This window comes from Microbacterium sp. DT81.1 (assembly GCF_049844955.1).
In the GTDB taxonomy this organism is placed as follows: domain Bacteria; phylum Actinomycetota; class Actinomycetes; order Actinomycetales; family Microbacteriaceae; genus Microbacterium.
The window spans coordinates 71,159-86,503 of the sequence record NZ_JBNCMA010000007.1 but is presented as its reverse complement, the minus strand read 5'-3'; the positions used below and the strand labels follow the sequence as shown (position 1 = coordinate 86,503).

Genomic DNA, 15,345 nt, shown 5'->3' with positions numbered 1-15,345 from the left:
TCACTTCCCCTGAACTCTCATCTGAGTGGTGACGACGCTGACCGGGGTGCCGTTGGGTGCGCAGACCGCCTGGCTGTCCTGCAGCAGGACGGGAGCGCCGAGTGATCGCACCCTGGTCGCTCCTGTGGTCCACTGGGCGGTCACGCACGGCATGGGCGAGCCCCCGGCGTTGAAGGGGCATCCGCTGACGGTGTGGGGGGCGGTCGCGGTTGTGATGGGCTGGCCACCGGCTCGCACGCGAGGGCTCGGCTGCGCGGCAGCGGCCTGGCCGCCGTGCGAACACAGCACCGTCGCGCCGGCATCGAGCAGGAAGCCCGGCATCACGTCACCTCCAGGGCGCCGCCGTTGATGGAGACCTGCGGGCCTTGCAGGGAGATGGTCGATCCGGAGCCGTTGTCGATCTCGATGCCGGTCGCGGTGAGGGCGATCTTCTGACCGGTCGACGTCGATATGGTTATGCCTCCGGCGCCCGGCATGTCGTCCACGAGGATGCTGCTGCCGCCGTCCGTGCGCAGCAGGATCTTCCCCGACTGCGGCGGCGTCAGCACCTCGGTGGGAACCTCCGCGGCTGAGCCCCACCAGCATCCGCTCCAGATCGGGAAGTCCGGGTCTCCATGCTCGAACTCGATCCAGACGCCGGCGCCGTCGGCCGGCAGTGCGAAGAACCCCATCCCGCTGCCCGCGAAGGGCACGCACGGCATCGCCCAGCCACTCGGCCGGTCGCCCATGACGTCTGGGACGTTCGCCTGGATGCGGCCGATGGTCAGCGGATCCTTCGTGCTCGTGACCACGCCTCGGTACTTGCCGTAGAAGGGCCCGCTCATGTCCGCACCACCGGTGTCGTGGTGCCCAGACCCTCGCGGCTGAGGCGGAACTTCTGCGTGTACTCGCCCCGGGCGAGCTTGTGGGTGACCGCGTCGACGAGATACAGGCCGTCGAGGCTGAGCCCGGCGCCGCGCACGCCGACCAGCCCGCGAGGGCGCAGGATGTGCCCGTATGCCGCCGTGTCCACTTCGCCGTCCCCGGTCACGGGATTCGGGGTGTTGCTGGCGGCGGCCAGGGCTGCGATCGCGGCGCTGGCCGCGTTGCGGTTGGCGGTGTCACGGATCTTCTCCTTCCGCAGGGCCGGCGCGGGGCTCGCCGCGAGCGGCGGGAACTTGAGAGACGGGAGCGCCGGAATCGGGATGCTGAGCTTGAAGATCGGGTCGACGAACACGCCCTCCGGTGCCACCGGTCCGAGCGCGTCGAACGAAAAGGTGAGGCTCTTGACGTTCGACATCGCGCCCATGTCCCGCGTCAGGGCCGGCTGCGGGAGACCGAGCCGGTTCTCCGGCCCCCAGTACGCGGTGTTGACCCCGATCGTGACGGGCTCGATGTAGAAGACGAAGCCGTTGCGCTCCGCCATCCTGTTCAGATACGCGAGGTCGGTCTCGTGCTGCCGCGGGGTGCGCTCCACCTGCAGCGGGACGTCGGTCGTCGGCGTGACCGCGGGGACCAGTCCCAGTTGCGGGTACGCGGCGATGATGCGCGTCGCGATGACCGAGTCCGGCTGATTGTCGAACGGCTCGTCCTTCTCCTCGAGATCCATCGTCGATGACAGATCCCGTCCCGTGATGCTGAACGTGCCGTCGCCCCCCGCCGAGACCTCCTGGTGCGTGATGACGCCGTCGAGCAGGATCTGCGGCACGATCCCCATGGCCACTCCGACGACGATGCGGTTGCCGGGCGTGAAGAGCGGCTCCCGAAGCAGCGGATAGTCGAGGGTCTGGTCCTTCACGAGCCGGAAGACGACTTGAAGTCCGTCGCCCTTCTCGCGATCGGTCGTCACCTCCACCGACTGCAGCGCCTGGAGCACTCCGGCCGGCGCGGGGCGCGGCACGGTCTGGCCCATCCATACGATGAGCCGGATCCCCAGTTCCCCGCCGAGTGCCATCGTCAGCCTCTCGCCATCGAGATCCGGACGAGGCGCCCGACGATCTCCAGTTCTGACGGTTCGAGCACCGTGTTCGCGTCGCACAGCATCCAGAAGCGCTCCGGATCCCCGGCGTAGCGGGCCGTGATCAGGTCGAGCCGTTCTCCCTCGGCGGTGCGGTGTTCGGCGAGCACCGGCTGGTCGCCGTAGTCGGGGATGATGCGGCGCCGCGAATACGCGATCGTGCGGGACTCGCCATTCGAATCGAGTACCGTCAGTTCGGCGACTTCGACGCCGTAGTAGCGACTGTTCGGATCGTAGGCGGTCACGAGGGTCCTCCCACTCCAGCCGCGGAACGGATGGCGGCCGCGGCGCCCTCGGCCGTGTTGACGGTGCCCAGCACCTCGCGGGCGATGTGCGCCGCGAGAGAGAGGGCTCCGGCCGCGCTGAGCATGCCGGTGTCGTAGTAGCTGACGGTGCGGAGCCCGAGGTCGACCTTGGCCCGGATCGGATTCAGGGAAGGGTCGAACGACTCCTCCGTGATCGAGAAGTCGGTCACGCGCACGGGGATGATGCGCCGGGTGCCCCAGACCAGCAGGGTGAGAGGCGCCGCCATGGGCAGGATCTCGACGACGCCCACCCGCGCGAGCACCTCGTTGGCGATGACCGCGACAGAGCTCGGATACAGCAGCAGTTCGAGGGCGGCGAGGGCCGGGGCGATACCGAGCGTCTCGGCGATCGGATCGCCGGCCTCCAGCCTGTCGGTCGCGTCGATCTCGATCGTCAGCTTGATCGTCTCCTCGGGCGGGCCGCTGAGGCGCAGCGGCCCCGAACCTGCCTCGCCCCCGGTTGTGCGGGCCTGCAGCGTGCGGGTCATGGTCTCGGGGTTGTACTGGAAGATGATCACGCTCGAGGTCGGTCGCAGCGGGTCAACCGCCACGAGGGCTCCCTTGAACACGGGGGGTGAGATCGGGCTCGTCGTCATCGCCGCTCCTCGCTCATGCGCACGGCTCCAGCCGGCAGGGGATGGTGTCGTCGTACCGGATCGCGGTCCCCGTGCTCGGGTCGGCGAGCGAGGCGGAGACATCCAGCGTCCCGCTCTTCGTTGACCCCATCCAGAGGGTCTCGCCGAAAGTGGTGCGCAAGGGGATGCCGGGGCCCTCGTACGTCGGTCGCGGATCGGACTCGGTGCGGGTCGCCGTCGGTGCGGTGCCGTGCTCGGGCGTGAACGCGAGGGACACGGACACCCGCGGGGGGATGAACGGGGTGGGACGCGGCACGCCGTCGGCATCCACGTGGAACCAGAACCGGAGCGGATAGCGCGCCGGCGTCTCGCAGAAGGAGTCGATGCGCCCTGCGGCGCCGAATCGGTCGATGACTCTGGCGGATGCCGAGCCCATCGTGCCCCCGGGAACGCCCTTGCTGCTCGTCACCCCGATGCTGATCAGGTCGAGCGGTGTCCAGTTGATGCCCGATGCCTGCTGCGCTCCGCCGCCCGCCGGGATCGCGGTCGGCGCCGCCGGTGCGCGCCGCGCATTCGCTGCTTCTGCCTCTTGCGTCATCATGCGTGCCATAGCACGTCCACATCCATGTGCGTCGGCACCGGTCCGCCGGTGTGGATCGGAAACCTCGTACGCGAATCGTTCGGTTCCTGCAGCACTTCGACCGACGCCACGACCTCCGTCGGATGGAAGAAATACGCGGTCCGCCGACGGAGGTTGCCTGGCAGCGCGGCCATCGTCTTTGCATCGAGGCCGGCAACGGGTGCGGCGGCGGCGAGCAGGACCGTGTCCGACGGTCCCTTCGACGTCGCACCCGCGGCGAGGGCGAAGAGGCGCGCGCCCGCGTTGGACCCCGGCGCCGTCACCGCATGCGATTCGAGGTCCTGCTGGAGATCAGCGTCCGAGTGATAGCTCCTCACCCAGACGTCGTAGCTGAAGATGTATTGGGGATTGTCGGGCGGGAATTGCTCCGGATTCGCCGCGGTGAAGCGCAGTGCGGTCCTCAGGCTCTCCTCGACCGCCTGGATGCCCACTCGCTTCGTGTTCGCGGCTTTCGACATCGGAACCAGATTCTCCGGCGACCCCGGGCCGCCGAGTGACTTGGCCACGAGGTGTCCGCGATCGTACCCGGGCAGCAGTCGCACTCCCGGAACCGGATCTTGAGCGCCACCCCCCTTATCGAGCGAGGTGATGCTGAGCGGATTGACGCTGAACGAGAGGCGTCTTCCGTACGAGTCGGCGCCGCCGGCCTTCGGCCCGTGTCCGGGATGCAGCACCGCAGATGTGACGGTCTTGAGGCCGAGGCCCTCCACGAGTATCCGCAACTCGGTGAATCCGTCGCGGACGATCTTCCGTTCGGCGCTCGCAGCCTTTGCGAGCGCCTTCTTGTCAGAGCCGGGCGGGGCCTTCGCCGCCGTCAGGTCGGAGACGAGGGTTGCGGCGCGCGTACTGATGACGGTGAGCTTGTCGGTCAGCACCGTCGCTTCGACGTCGCCCACGAACTGCGGGCTGCCCGGCTTCACATAGGCGTTGGTCACCGTCTTCCGCAGAGTCGCGATTCGTGCGACGAGCGGTCCGAATGTCCCGCTCGCCATGTCAGCGGTGGCCTCGTCTCCCACGATGACGGAGCGGAGTGTGTGGTCCTCGCCGGCGATCGAGAAGGGCTCCGAGATGGTCTCGCTCTCTGGGAGCACGCTCGGCTCGCTCGGGATCGACTCTTCGCCGGTGGTCCCTCCGCCCGTCGCGCCGGCGGGCTTCGCCCCCGCCGCGCCGCCGCCGGTGAACACCGCCGCGACCCGCTGCAGCAGAGCATCGATGCCCTTGTCGACCATGGCGCGCACCTGTTCGACGATCTCCTGCACCTTCTCGCCCACGTTCCCCAGCCCGATGACACGGGCAAGAAGGTCGATCGCGAGCGGCAGGAGTCGCGCCAGCACCCCTTCGACCCCCGCCTTGGCGTTGTCGAGCACGCCGCGGGCGATGTCGCCGATCGCCGTCGTCACGGTCTGGACGACCTCCATCATGCGAGCGAGCTGATCGCGCAGGAAGGTGTAGATGTTCCACGCCGTCAGGACGAGCTGGACGATGGCCCCCACCGGGCTGAACAGGCTCGCGAGTTTCGTGATGGCGGCGAGGATGATGCGGTCGCGGATGAAGGTCTTGATGCCGTCGAAGACGAGGTCGAGCACCGACGAGACGGAGTCCATGATCTTCGTCCAGAGTCCGCCCCACCCTTCCGTGACGAGCGTCTCGATGAAACCGAACACGACCTCCAGCCGCTCGACGTTCTGCTCCCCGATGAGCTTGCGCGCCTTGGCTTTGAGCGCGTCCCACGTGAGACCCAGGATCTGGCGCGCGAGGTCGAGCACCCCGAGCAGGTCGAACGATTGGGGCAGCACGATCCCAACGGGGCCGAGCGCCCCGGTGAGCCAGCCGATGACCCCGGTCTGCAGGTGCGTCACGATGTTGTCGGCGAAGTTCTGTATGCCGCCGGTCACCGCGGCCACGACGTTGGCGAGGAATCCGGCCGGATCGTCGACGATCATCTGGAAGGTCTCCTGGGCGCGACCGACGAAGGCGTAGAACTCCTCCGGGTCGATGCCGACCAGCCTGAGCACGGCTTCCAGAACGCGCAGCGCGAGCGCGCCCCAGTCCCCGGTGATCGCGGCGGACGCGACACTGAGCGCCAGTGTGATCGCCGCCTGGTATGCGTCGATGATCGCCATGAGCCCCGCGCGGAGACCCTCCACGAGCGCGTTGACGCCCGCCTTCAGCGCGTCCGCGACGGAGTCGACCGCATTCTGCGCCGCGGTGACCGCCGTATCGATCGCCGAGTTGAGTGCGGCGGCCAGCTCGGGGAAGACCTCGCCCAGCAGGCCCGTGATCACGGACTTGAGAAGTTCGCCATATGCCGCGATCGCATCCTTGATGAAATTCGCGGCCGCGTCGATCGCCGCGAGGGCCGCCGCCTTGACGGCGTCGAGGATGTCGTTGACGGCGCTGCGGACCGCGTCGAAGACCGCTCCGATCGCGTCGACGAGCGCGTTGAAGGCATCCTTGACGAAGCTGACCGCCTGGTCCCACCAGCTCTCGTCCTCCGCTGCCCGTTCCGCCTCCTCCTTCGTCGCCGCCGCCTGCCGTTCACCTTCCGCCACCTGGTCGCCGATGTCGTGCTCTGCGGTGGCGTACGCCGAGTCGATGATCTGCTGTTCGTCGTCCACCTTGGTCTGGATCGCGGACTCGTCGATCAGTCGCCGCTCGCCGGCCTCGGCCTCGACCCGTTCCACCTCGCTCTGCTGCGCGTCGACGGTGTCCTGCCGGGCCGTCTGGATATCGGTGCGCGCGGCCGCGACGGCCGAGGTCTGCGAGCCGTCTGCCTCCTCGTTCAGCTCTGCGACTCCCGCTTCGGCCTCCAAGACCGCCGACTCCTTGGCCGTGTCCCTGTCGGCGGTCGCCTGCTCGGATTGCGCGACGGTCGCGGCCATCGACTGCTCCATCGCCGCGTGCTGCTGTTCATCGAAGGCGACCTGCACCTCCACCGGCAACTCCATCGCGACGTATGCTGCGGGGCCCTCTGGCGTCGCGGCCGCCGCGACGTCGGGAACGGGCAGTTCGCCGACCGCAAACGGCTCATCGACAGAAGTCGGCTGCACCTGTTCGGGTCCGGGGCCCGCGAGAACCGCCTGCGTCGCCTCCTCTCGTGCGGCCGCGGCCTGGGCGCGACCGGCGCTTTCCGTCTCCGCCACGCGGGCAGGATCGGTCTCGCCGCCGAGCGGAATCCCCGGCGGCGGCCCGGCCGACCGGGGCACGGCGGGATCGATCGTCTGCACGGCATCCAGCGAGTCGCCGATCTGCGCCGCGAGCGCCTGCGGATCGGCCTCGGTCACCGGGACGAGCGATCGGGTCACGTCCTGCTCGGCCTCGAACGTGCCCGGCACTTCGACGTCGGGAATCTCCGGCTCGGGTGCCGGTGCCGGTGCGGTGAGCGCAAGGTCGATGGAGGACACCGGCGGGGCCGCCACCGGTTCGGCGATCGCCGGCGGGTCGGCGCCGCTGAGCGACGCGTGCAGGTCGGGAACGTCCGACTGCCACTGCGCGCCCTCCGTGGCGGATACCGCGGCGACGTCCGAGCCGAGCGTGGCAGCGCGGCGCGCCTTGACAGTCGGCGGCGCGGCGGCGTACGCCTCGAGGAGCGCTGCGGCGTCACCGGCGCCGGACAGCGCGCTCTCCGCCTCTGCGATCGCGGCCTCCTGTGCGGCTACCTGCTCCGCGTTGACCGTCAGCTCCGGTGCGGGCGGCAGCTCCAGGCCGCCGGCGGGCGCCTCATCCGGAGTGGAGGTCGTCTCCGTCGGCGCCGGGCCGACGGCGGAAGACGGCTCAACCGCCTCCGCGGTCGGGGACTGCGGAGCGGGCGCGGATGCTTCGGGGCGCAGGGATGGGGTCGCCGACGGCAGCCCGAGCGTCGGGGCGGCACCGTCTCGGTGCGCGGGCACCCGCAGAAGAGCAAGCGTGTCCTGCCCGATCCCCTCGCTGATCGAGACACGATCGCCGGGCAGCTGCGGCCTGCCGACAGCGACCGCGGCGTCGGACGCCTCTCGCTCCGCCGGCGACCCTTCCGGCTCGACGGTCGGGCTGCTTCCCGCACTCCGGGTCTGGAGGGCGTGCGCGACTTCGTGGGCCACCACCGGAAGCGGAGCGGATGCGCTCGCCAGGAAGATCTGCTCGTCGCGTGTGGCCGACACTGCCCTCAGTTCGGACAGCGCAGCGCTCACCGTCGGACCCGCGTACACGGCGATCGTGTCGAGCGGTCGGCCGAAGCGCTCCTCCAGAGTCTCGCGATGGGGAAGCGCGATGCGCTCACCCGGCGGTGCGGTGATCCGGTCGTGACCGAGCGGCGTCTTCATCCGCGCCGTCACGGGCCGCCGACGCGTGCGCTCGGGTGCGGCTGCGGACGTGAGGGCGCTCACGACGCCATTCCTTCATAAAGCTGCGCGGCGAGAGCCTGCGACAGCGCCTCGGTGCCGCCTCGGCCGTCCCAGTCCAGGGTGGCGGTGAGATCGCCGAGGGGTGTGCCGGACGTCCAGGATGCGGGGAGTCCGCGATCGGCGACGAGTCGTGCGAGATCACGAGGCAGGGAATGCTGCAGGATCTCGCCGTCGACGAAGCCGAAGCCCTCGATGGAGATGTCCTGGATCGCGATCTCGATCATGGTCGGAGAGGTCAGATCCATCCGCGCACCTGCGCCTCCGGCAACGGCCGTTCGAGCTTCGCGAACTCGGATTTCGCTGCGAGCAGAAGGTGATCCATGCGTATCGGGCTGCCATCCGCAGCCGCGTGGAAGGCCGCATTGAGGGCTATCGTGCGGATGTTTCCGCCTGCGACGTGAAGCTGGGCCAGGCGGTCGACATCCAGTTCGCCGATCGGCGCCCGCGCGGGGAATGCGCGGCGCCAGATGTCGGCACGGCCCGTCGTGTCGGGGAAGGGGAATTGGACGGCGAAGCGCAGCCGACGGAGGAACGCGGGATCGAGTGCGCTCCGCTGGTTCGTCGTCAGGATGGCCAGTCCGTCGTAAGCCTCCATCCGCTGCAGCAGGTAGCTCACCTCGAGATTCGCGTACCGGTCGTGGCTGTCCTTCACCTCGCTTCGACGGCCGAACAGGGCATCCGCTTCATCGAAGAGCAGGACCGCGCCTGCACCCTCTGCTTCATCGAACACCGTTCCGAGGTTCTTCTCCGTCTCGCCGATGTATTTGCTCACCACGCGGCTGAGATCGATGCGGTAGAGGTCGAGCCCGAGCTCCGTCGTGATGACGCCCGCGGCCATGCTCTTGCCGGTGCCGCTGGGTCCGTAGAAGAGCACGGAGATGCCTTGGGCAGGTCCCCCGCCGGCGCTGAACCCCCATTCCCGATGCACCGTCGACCGCCAGCGTGCCTGAGCCGCGATCTCGTACAGGGTCGACTTCTGCTGCTGTGGGAGCACCAGCTGGTCCCAATTCGCGGACCACATGACCCGTTCGGCCAGGTGTTCGAGTCGGGGCCGCGCCCGTCCGCGCGCCAGCTCCCAGAACCCGGACGCGGGGGCCAGAGGGTCGTCCTTGTCCCCCGCCAGGTCGGCGAGCGCGGCGAACTCGGAGGCGGTCGCACGGATCGCGGACGGGTCGAGGTCGAAGAGTTCCGCGGCCCGGCGCGTCTCACCGTCGAGGCCGGCGGCCATGGGGCCCAGCGCCGCCGTCCAGAGCGCCAGGCGTTCTTCCGACGTGGTGGGCGGCACCGTCATCCGCACGTCGTCGCGTCCCAGTTCGAGAGGTTCGCGAGCGATCAGCAGCACAGGCCCCGCGACCTCCTCCACGAGCCGCACCGCCACGGCCAGCCCCTCGCGATCGGCGCCGATCGCCTCCACCACCGGCAGCAGGCCGGCGAGCACCGCTTCGCGTTCGATGCGGCGCGCGAGGTCCTGCCGCTCGGTGGGTGCTGTGGGGATGTCGTCCGCCCTGAGCAGTCCCTGGGTGAGCCCGAGCTCCGCGGCTGCCGCCGCGGCGATCGCCTTGCCGGTGGCGCGATGGCGGGTCAGCACCTGCACGAGAGGCGGACCGGCCTCCGATGCGGCGGCCACGCATGCCGCGATGCTCTTCGCAACCGCCGTGTGGCTGCCGGCCAGCTCATCGTGCGATGACGTCGGGTGCAGTCCCGAAGACACGTCCACGTAGTGCACCCCTGCGAGGTAGAGCAGGACCCGTTCGCTGATGTGCAGAGGACTCTCGGTCAGGACCGGACCCGGCTCCACCTCGACGAGCCGCCACCGTCGCAGCGGGGACTCGGGCGTGAGCGCGCTCCAGTGGGGTTCCGGCAGCTTGGCGAGCGCCAGGCCGAAGGTCGGCGCGGCACGGCGCTGGGCGCCGCCATCGTCCGCCTGGGGCGCCGCGAGCGCGATCCGCACATGCTCGTCGAGCTCGACTCCCGCGCACATCACCAGCACATCGGTCTCGAACGGCGACAGGCGGAACGCCTCCGCGAGAGCCGCGAGAGCGGTAGGTCGCTGAGCGCCCTCGGCGATGGATGCGAGCTCCCGATCGGCCTCCACGACGGCGGCGCCCGGGTCCACGGAAAGCAGTGCCGCCACCCGGCGCATCGCCGTCGAGGTGTAGCGCTGATTCGCCTGCGCCCAGGTGACGGTCATGGGACGCTCACCCGTGGTGCCGAATACTCGCCGAGCGTGGGGCCCGGTGCCGTCTCGACATCCAATTCGCTCTCCGCGCCCGACACGACGATGCGCACGAGATAGTCCCCCGTCGCGACGCCGAAGAAGGCGATGCTCAGATCGTTCGTGACCTCCGGCGCCGACGGACCGTCTCGACGCTCACCGGCGAAGGAGTGCGAGCCACCGCCGCCGACGGCGTTGAGCAGGAGCGACACCTCCTGACGACTGCCCACGGCCGGGTCCACGGTGACGTCGAAGATTCCCGCGTGGATTCCGACCGGGTCCTCGACGGCGTCCCGCACCGAGATGTCGTGGCCGGGGCCCAGCGGCCGGATCCGCGGATGCACGACGATCGGCGCGACGTTCGACTGGCCCGCCGGACGCAGCTCGGGCGGTTCTCCCATCAGGCGCTGGTGTTCGACGACGACCCCGACGGCACCGGCCCGCACATCCGGCGGCACGGTGACTTCGATGCGCGTGCCGGTGGCGAGGGTCGGACCCACCGAAGCCTCGCCGAAGCGCACGATCGTGCCTTCCTCGCCACGCAGGTCGCCTCCGTCGATCCGGATCAGCGTGCCCGGGAGGATCGGCAGCTCCGCTCCTTCCGCGGCGACCACGGATCGTATCGAGGGTCTCAGCATGGTGGACGCGAACAGCCGCCGTTCGCGCACCGGCAGCGACCTGACGGGGGTCTCCGGTGGGGTCAGCAGGATGACCTCGGCCTGGAATGCGACCGAGAGCCGGTACTCGACCTGGAAGAACGAGGACCACAGGTTGGACAGCTCATCGATGCTGAGGTTCAGGGGCGTGAAGCGCACGAGACCGTCCTGCTCCGCCAGGTCGACCAGTGCGAGCGGCCCGCCGGATTCGGCCAGCACCATCCGCTCGATCTCCCCCCGTGTGAGAAGCGGGTGAAAGTGCAGGGTGCCGACGCAGATTCCGAGGAGGCGGTGCGGTTCGTAATCCGTCTCGCTTCCGAGGAAGGTGAGCAGGTAGTTCAGCGTGAGCGCGGCTTGCGGTCGCTGCGTCAGCGAGGCGTCGGCGCCCCGGGTCGGCAGGTCGTCATTGCGGCGCGCCGCCATCGGCTCGACGCGGTAGAGGAACACCCGCACCTCTGGGTCGGGCTCGAGAGCACCGGCGACGTCGGGGCGCCCGCCGGAGACATGGGCGCCGTTGAAGTCCCGATTCACCGCTTCGTCGAGAAGCTGAACAAGCGTGGCGGTGGCGCCGGCGACCGCGAGGTGGTTGCTCATCGTCGGCGCCTCCCCCCGGCGCGTTCGAGATAGGCGTCGAGGGTAAGAGTGGGTGCCGCCGGCGGTGTCCTCAGGGGCGGGGATGGACGCGCGGCCGTCGGAGGAGTCGCCACCGGCGCGGCTTTGACGTCGATCCGTCCGATGGACACACGCACGATGGTCTGTGGAGGACCGGGGGTGGCCACCACCGGTGCGGGCACGGCGAGAGGCGCTGACGGTCTCATACGTGATGATGGCGTGGTCGGGATGCCTGGAGCATCGCGGGGCCTCACCTCTTCGGGAACCGGCGACGCCGCGGCGCGCTTCGGGCCTGTTCCGGATGGTGCGGCCCAGGGTTCCGGCGCATGGGTCGCCTGGACGGGTGGCGAGGAGGGAGCGGCTGCGGAACGGCGAACGAGCGTTGTGGAGGCCTCGTCCGGCACGGTCGGCCGCGCCCAGGAGCTCGGCGGCCGCTCCGGGGCCTCGCCGAAATCGGGACCCGCGAGCGGCACCCAGGACGCGGCCGGTCGGACCTGCCCCTTCCGCGATGCGGGCGGCTCATCCGCCGGGGAGGACGCGGGCGGTGCGGAAGGGACCGTTCTGTCGGCCAGCGGATCGCGCACCGGCGGTGACGTCATCCCAGCGTCCACGCTGACGTCGTCCTCGAGGTGCGCGTCTGCCGGCGGCGGTTCCACCGGAATCGACTCGAGCACGGTGCGCGACGGCGGGCGGGCCGTGGTGGCTTCACCCCTCGCCCTGGCGACGATGCGGTCGAAGTAGTCAGGCACCGAGCACCCATCCGAGGTAGGCCTGCCGGCGACGTGAAGAAAGCGCGAGTATCTCTCGCTCCGTCCATCCATACGCGGCGGCGAGGAGATGAACCTCCCACAGCACACGCCGGCTCCAGGACCGCAGCTCCTCCCAGACGAACTGCGCCGGGTCGAGCACCGTGTCCCAGGAGCCCTCGCAGGCGGCGCACGTGACGGTGAGCGATATCTCGGCGAGCGGGTCTTCCTCGGCCAGACGGCGGCCGATCTCCCCGAGGACGTCGGGGGGGAGCGCCTTCGCAGGAATCTCCGTCGCGGCCCGGGACGCGTGAATGACCGTGGCCTCGAGGAGCAGCTCTTTGGCTACGGCGGGATCGCTTGCGCGGGCAACGTCATTCAGATCTGCACCGCGGGGCGGACGGCAGAGCACCTCGTAATCGCCCACGCGCACCTTGATGACATCCCCGGCGCGAGCGGGGTCGGTCCTCGGCCACATAGCCGAGTCGATTTCGATGCTCGCGGCCTCGTTGCAGTGCGGACAGCGGTCCTGTGCCTCGATCGTCGGTCCGAACATCCGCTGTCGGAGATCCAGGATCAGTCCGTCGCGCACCCCGAGCGCAAGGGCGCCAGGATCGACCTCTTGGGCGGCGGCACGGGAGAGCAGGGCGGCGCGTTCCGGGACGGACTGCGCCTCCCCGAACTCCAGCATCTCGAGCAGCTCCGCGTCGCTCGCGAGCCGCGACGCGGTCATCACGCGCTCGGTTCGGTGAACTTCGGCTCTGTGGGCTCGACGACGTCGTAGTCGCGTTCCCATCCCTCGTTCGCCAGTTTGAGCGTCGCGATCAGAACCGCCTCGGCGTTAGCGTCGACTTCTCCGATCTGGTACTCCGTCACCCAGCATCGGAAGATCTTGTAGGCGATCACCAGCTGACCCGCCTCGTTGTACAACTCGAGCACGATGTCCTTGCGGAAGTCCTCCAGCGACACCTCGGACCCGAGGCCGGATCCGAGGTTCCAGACCTTGTTCGCCCACCGCTCGAATTCGCGGTCGTGCGTCACTCCGCGTTCGAGGGTGATGTCGTCGAATTCCGTGCGGCCGGCCGACTTGCGGCTGGAACCCGGGTCGCCGCCCTCGCGATGGCTCACGATCGCCGTGGTGCGTTTGAGCGCGCTCACTTTGCTCACGCCCAGGACGTACCTGCCGTCCCACCGCACCCTGAACTTGAAGTTCTTGTAGGGGTCGAATCGTTGCGCGTTCACTGTGAATTGGGCCATGATCACACCGTCGGTCGGATCTGCTGGATGCTGAGGAGGACGAACTCGGCGGGCTTCAGCGGGGCGAAGCCGACGATGATGTTCACGATTCCGCGATCGATGTCTTCCTGAGGGTTGGACTCACGATCGCACTTGACGAAGTAGGCCTGTGCGGGCGTGGTCCCCTGGAAGGCGCCGCGACGGAACAGCCCGTTCATGAACGCGCCGACGTTGAGCCGGATCTGCGACCACAGCCCCTCGTCGTTCGGTTCGAACACGACCCACTGGGTTCCGCGGAACAGACTCTCCTCGATGAACAGGGCCGTGCGACGCACGGGAAGGTACGCCCACTGGTCCGCCAGCTGGTCCGCTCCGCGAGTGGTCCTCGCGCCCCAGACCACGCGGCCCGCGATGGGCCTGGTGCGAAGGCAGTTCACGCCGATCGGATTGAGCTGGCCCTGCTCGCCATCGGTCAGCCTCACGGTGAGTTCCGGAACCCCGTTCAGCGTCGCATCCTGGCCAGCGGGAGCCTTCCACACCCCGCGCTGGGCATCGATGCGGGCGATGACTCCGGCGACCGCACCGCTCGGGGCGAACGTCTCGAGGCGATTCTCTTTCAGGGGGTCGGGGACCCGGATGCGTGGAAAATAGATCGCCGAGTTCGGCGATCGGGTGATGAGTGCGTCGACACCGGCGATGACGGCATCCGGCCCGACCCACGTCGCCGGTTCCCACGCGGGATCGGGATCCACGAGCAGCATCGCCCGCCGCGTCAGGCAGTAGGCCGCTGCAGCGTCCCAGGTGTCGATCTCGGGGCTGATCCCGGGCGCGAAAGGCGGGATGCACAGGAGATTGAAGAGATCCGCATTCTCGAGTGCGTAGATACCGTGGCGCGGCGTGGCCAGATTCGAGTCCGAAACCTGCCCGGCATCGATCGGGAGACCGTCGTCCCCATCCTCGAACGGGATGGGCACTCCCAAGGTCAGCTGCGGCCGCCCCGACGGCAGGGTCTCGACCCTGCTCAGCTGGGACTGGGCGAGCAGGACGTCGGTGACGAAGCGCGCGTCGCCCGCCGTAAGTGTCAGGTTCAGGAACCGCTCCTCGGCGACGACCTGGAGGGGATTGGAGGGCGACACCTCCTGGATCGTCAGGTGGAAGGCGTCACCGGCGTCGGGATGCGTGATCGTCGCCCTGAGCTGATTCCCCCAGATTCCAGGATTCGCCGCCGTCAGCGTCATCGGCGTGCCGCCATCGGCAGGGACGTCGGCCCTCGCCAGGTCGTCGGCGCCGCTGAGACTGTGCACACGAACGATCACGGCATCCGAGCCGCCATTGACGAAGAAGTGCGTCACCGAGTAGCCCATCGGCGCCTCGCTCCAGAGCTCGCCGAAGCGGCGACCGAACTCGCCGAGACCCTGCACGCGGATCGGCGTATCCGTCGGGCCGCGTCGCGCGCGTCCGACGAAGGCGGTGATGGATGTCGGAACGCCGGGGATGACGCGCACGCCGGAGTCGAGCTCCTGCACGTACACGCCCGGATATGACACGGTGATGGCCATGGAGCTGCCTTCCGATGATGCTCTAGGGGGCGGGATCCCGACCGACGAGGATGTCGACCGTGACGTCGTCCGCGGTGGTGTTGTCGAACCGGAGAACCTGCGGAGCGGTGGCGAGGAGCTCCACGGCGCCGCTGCCGATCAGGATCAGCGGCCCGAGGAGCACGAAAGCGGTGGCACCGGCATCCGCGCTGAATGTGATCCCGGCGTCGTAGGCGCTGGCACCGATGACGAGCACGTGCACCTTTCCGGCGGCAGTCGCCGGCTGCACCTGCACATCGACGCCCGCGGCTCCCGCCGCGAGCAGGACACTGGCTTTGTCGTACGCGCCGACGTCCACAGCATCCGAGCCGGCCACACGCGGACCCTCGGCGATCCCGACGGAGAACGACCAGTTGATGGTTTCCGGCACAGCAAACACCTTCC

15 protein-coding genes are annotated in these 15,345 nt (G+C 69.3%); 1 reads left to right on the top strand and 14 read right to left on the bottom strand.

Annotated elements, in window-relative coordinates:
- The 10 genes from ACLQ2Q_RS18170 to ACLQ2Q_RS18125 are packed head-to-tail and all read right to left on the bottom strand — an operon-like array spanning position 1 to position 11,363.
- Positions 1-321, bottom strand: a complete 321-nt coding sequence (locus ACLQ2Q_RS18170) for a hypothetical protein (protein WP_425822487.1) — start codon at positions 319-321, stop codon at positions 1-3.
- A complete protein-coding gene (locus ACLQ2Q_RS18165) occupies positions 321-824 on the bottom strand; it encodes a phage baseplate assembly protein V (protein WP_425822485.1) in 504 nt (167 codons plus the stop codon). Before ACLQ2Q_RS18165 ends, ACLQ2Q_RS18170 begins: the two co-directional genes overlap by 1 nt.
- The gene (locus ACLQ2Q_RS18160) at positions 821-1,933 is read right to left on the bottom strand and encodes a hypothetical protein (RefSeq protein ID WP_425822483.1); all 1,113 of its coding nucleotides are present in this window, start codon (positions 1,931-1,933) and stop codon (positions 821-823) included. Before ACLQ2Q_RS18160 ends, ACLQ2Q_RS18165 begins: the two co-directional genes overlap by 4 nt.
- A 2-nt stretch (positions 1,934-1,935) precedes the next feature.
- On the bottom strand, positions 1,936-2,241 hold the full coding sequence (locus ACLQ2Q_RS18155; protein WP_425822481.1) for a hypothetical protein: 306 nt from the start codon (positions 2,239-2,241) through the stop codon (positions 1,936-1,938).
- The gene (locus tag ACLQ2Q_RS18150; protein ID WP_425822479.1) at positions 2,238-2,897 is read right to left on the bottom strand and encodes a hypothetical protein; all 660 of its coding nucleotides are present in this window, start codon (positions 2,895-2,897) and stop codon (positions 2,238-2,240) included. The genes ACLQ2Q_RS18155 and ACLQ2Q_RS18150 overlap by 4 nt, the downstream gene beginning before the upstream one ends.
- 13 nt (positions 2,898-2,910) lie before the next feature.
- A complete protein-coding gene (locus ACLQ2Q_RS18145; RefSeq protein WP_425822477.1) occupies positions 2,911-3,486 on the bottom strand; it encodes a hypothetical protein in 576 nt (191 codons plus the stop codon).
- Entirely contained in the window at positions 3,474-7,880 is a 4,407-nt protein-coding gene (locus ACLQ2Q_RS18140) for an eCIS core domain-containing protein (RefSeq protein ID WP_425822475.1), read from the bottom strand. The genes ACLQ2Q_RS18145 and ACLQ2Q_RS18140 overlap by 13 nt, the downstream gene beginning before the upstream one ends.
- Positions 7,877-8,143 carry a hypothetical protein gene (locus ACLQ2Q_RS18135; RefSeq protein WP_425822473.1) on the bottom strand — a complete coding sequence of 89 codons (267 nt, stop codon included), beginning with the start codon at positions 8,141-8,143 and terminating at the stop codon, positions 7,877-7,879. Before ACLQ2Q_RS18135 ends, ACLQ2Q_RS18140 begins: the two co-directional genes overlap by 4 nt.
- A complete protein-coding gene (locus ACLQ2Q_RS18130) occupies positions 8,134-10,089 on the bottom strand; it encodes an ATP-binding protein (protein WP_425822471.1) in 1,956 nt (651 codons plus the stop codon). The genes ACLQ2Q_RS18135 and ACLQ2Q_RS18130 overlap by 10 nt, the downstream gene beginning before the upstream one ends.
- The gene (locus ACLQ2Q_RS18125; RefSeq protein ID WP_425822469.1) at positions 10,086-11,363 is read right to left on the bottom strand and encodes a DUF4255 domain-containing protein; all 1,278 of its coding nucleotides are present in this window, start codon (positions 11,361-11,363) and stop codon (positions 10,086-10,088) included. Before ACLQ2Q_RS18125 ends, ACLQ2Q_RS18130 begins: the two co-directional genes overlap by 4 nt.
- A gap of 246 nt (positions 11,364-11,609) precedes the next feature.
- On the opposite strand from ACLQ2Q_RS18125, the gene ACLQ2Q_RS18120 reads away from it, so the two are divergent.
- Positions 11,610-12,122, top strand: a complete 513-nt coding sequence (locus ACLQ2Q_RS18120) for a hypothetical protein (protein ID WP_425822467.1) — start codon at positions 11,610-11,612, stop codon at positions 12,120-12,122.
- Here the strand turns inward: ACLQ2Q_RS18120 and ACLQ2Q_RS18115 are convergent, their stop codons facing one another.
- Genes ACLQ2Q_RS18115 through ACLQ2Q_RS18100 form a run of 4 tightly spaced genes read right to left on the bottom strand, consistent with a single transcriptional unit; the run spans position 12,123 to position 15,331 of the window.
- The gene (locus ACLQ2Q_RS18115; protein WP_425822465.1) at positions 12,123-12,860 is read right to left on the bottom strand and encodes a hypothetical protein; all 738 of its coding nucleotides are present in this window, start codon (positions 12,858-12,860) and stop codon (positions 12,123-12,125) included. It lies immediately after the preceding gene.
- Positions 12,860-13,384, bottom strand: coding sequence for a phage tail protein (locus ACLQ2Q_RS18110; protein WP_425822463.1), 525 nt, complete (start codon positions 13,382-13,384; stop codon positions 12,860-12,862). Before ACLQ2Q_RS18110 ends, ACLQ2Q_RS18115 begins: the two co-directional genes overlap by 1 nt.
- Positions 13,385-13,386: 2 nt before the next feature.
- A complete protein-coding gene (locus tag ACLQ2Q_RS18105; RefSeq protein ID WP_425822461.1) occupies positions 13,387-14,922 on the bottom strand; it encodes a phage tail sheath family protein in 1,536 nt (511 codons plus the stop codon).
- A gap of 22 nt (positions 14,923-14,944) precedes the next feature.
- Positions 14,945-15,331, bottom strand: coding sequence for a hypothetical protein (locus tag ACLQ2Q_RS18100; protein WP_425822459.1), 387 nt, complete (start codon positions 15,329-15,331; stop codon positions 14,945-14,947).
- Positions 15,332-15,345 lie beyond the last annotated feature (14 nt).

Excerpts from the sequence above, each read along its gene's own strand:
- ACLQ2Q_RS18115 (WP_425822465.1), bottom strand. The coding sequence starts at position 12,860 with ATGACCGCGTCGCGGCTCGCGAGCGACGCGGAGCTGCTCGAGATGCTG.
- ACLQ2Q_RS18105 (WP_425822461.1), bottom strand. The coding sequence starts at position 14,922 with ATGGCCATCACCGTGTCATATCCGGGCGTGTACGTGCAGGAGCTCGAC.
- ACLQ2Q_RS18125 (WP_425822469.1), bottom strand. The coding sequence starts at position 11,363 with ATGAGCAACCACCTCGCGGTCGCCGGCGCCACCGCCACGCTTGTTCAG.
- ACLQ2Q_RS18165 (WP_425822485.1), bottom strand. The coding sequence starts at position 824 with ATGAGCGGGCCCTTCTACGGCAAGTACCGAGGCGTGGTCACGAGCACG.
- ACLQ2Q_RS18120 (WP_425822467.1), top strand. The coding sequence starts at position 11,610 with ATGCCTGGAGCATCGCGGGGCCTCACCTCTTCGGGAACCGGCGACGCC.
- ACLQ2Q_RS18135 (WP_425822473.1), bottom strand. The coding sequence starts at position 8,143 with ATGGATCTGACCTCTCCGACCATGATCGAGATCGCGATCCAGGACATC.
- ACLQ2Q_RS18150 (WP_425822479.1), bottom strand. The coding sequence starts at position 2,897 with ATGACGACGAGCCCGATCTCACCCCCCGTGTTCAAGGGAGCCCTCGTG.
- ACLQ2Q_RS18145 (WP_425822477.1), bottom strand. The coding sequence starts at position 3,486 with ATGGCACGCATGATGACGCAAGAGGCAGAAGCAGCGAATGCGCGGCGC.
- ACLQ2Q_RS18110 (WP_425822463.1), bottom strand. The coding sequence starts at position 13,384 with ATGGCCCAATTCACAGTGAACGCGCAACGATTCGACCCCTACAAGAAC.
- ACLQ2Q_RS18130 (WP_425822471.1), bottom strand. The coding sequence starts at position 10,089 with ATGACCGTCACCTGGGCGCAGGCGAATCAGCGCTACACCTCGACGGCG.
- ACLQ2Q_RS18160 (WP_425822483.1), bottom strand. The coding sequence starts at position 1,933 with ATGGCACTCGGCGGGGAACTGGGGATCCGGCTCATCGTATGGATGGGC.
- ACLQ2Q_RS18170 (WP_425822487.1), bottom strand. The coding sequence starts at position 321 with ATGCCGGGCTTCCTGCTCGATGCCGGCGCGACGGTGCTGTGTTCGCAC.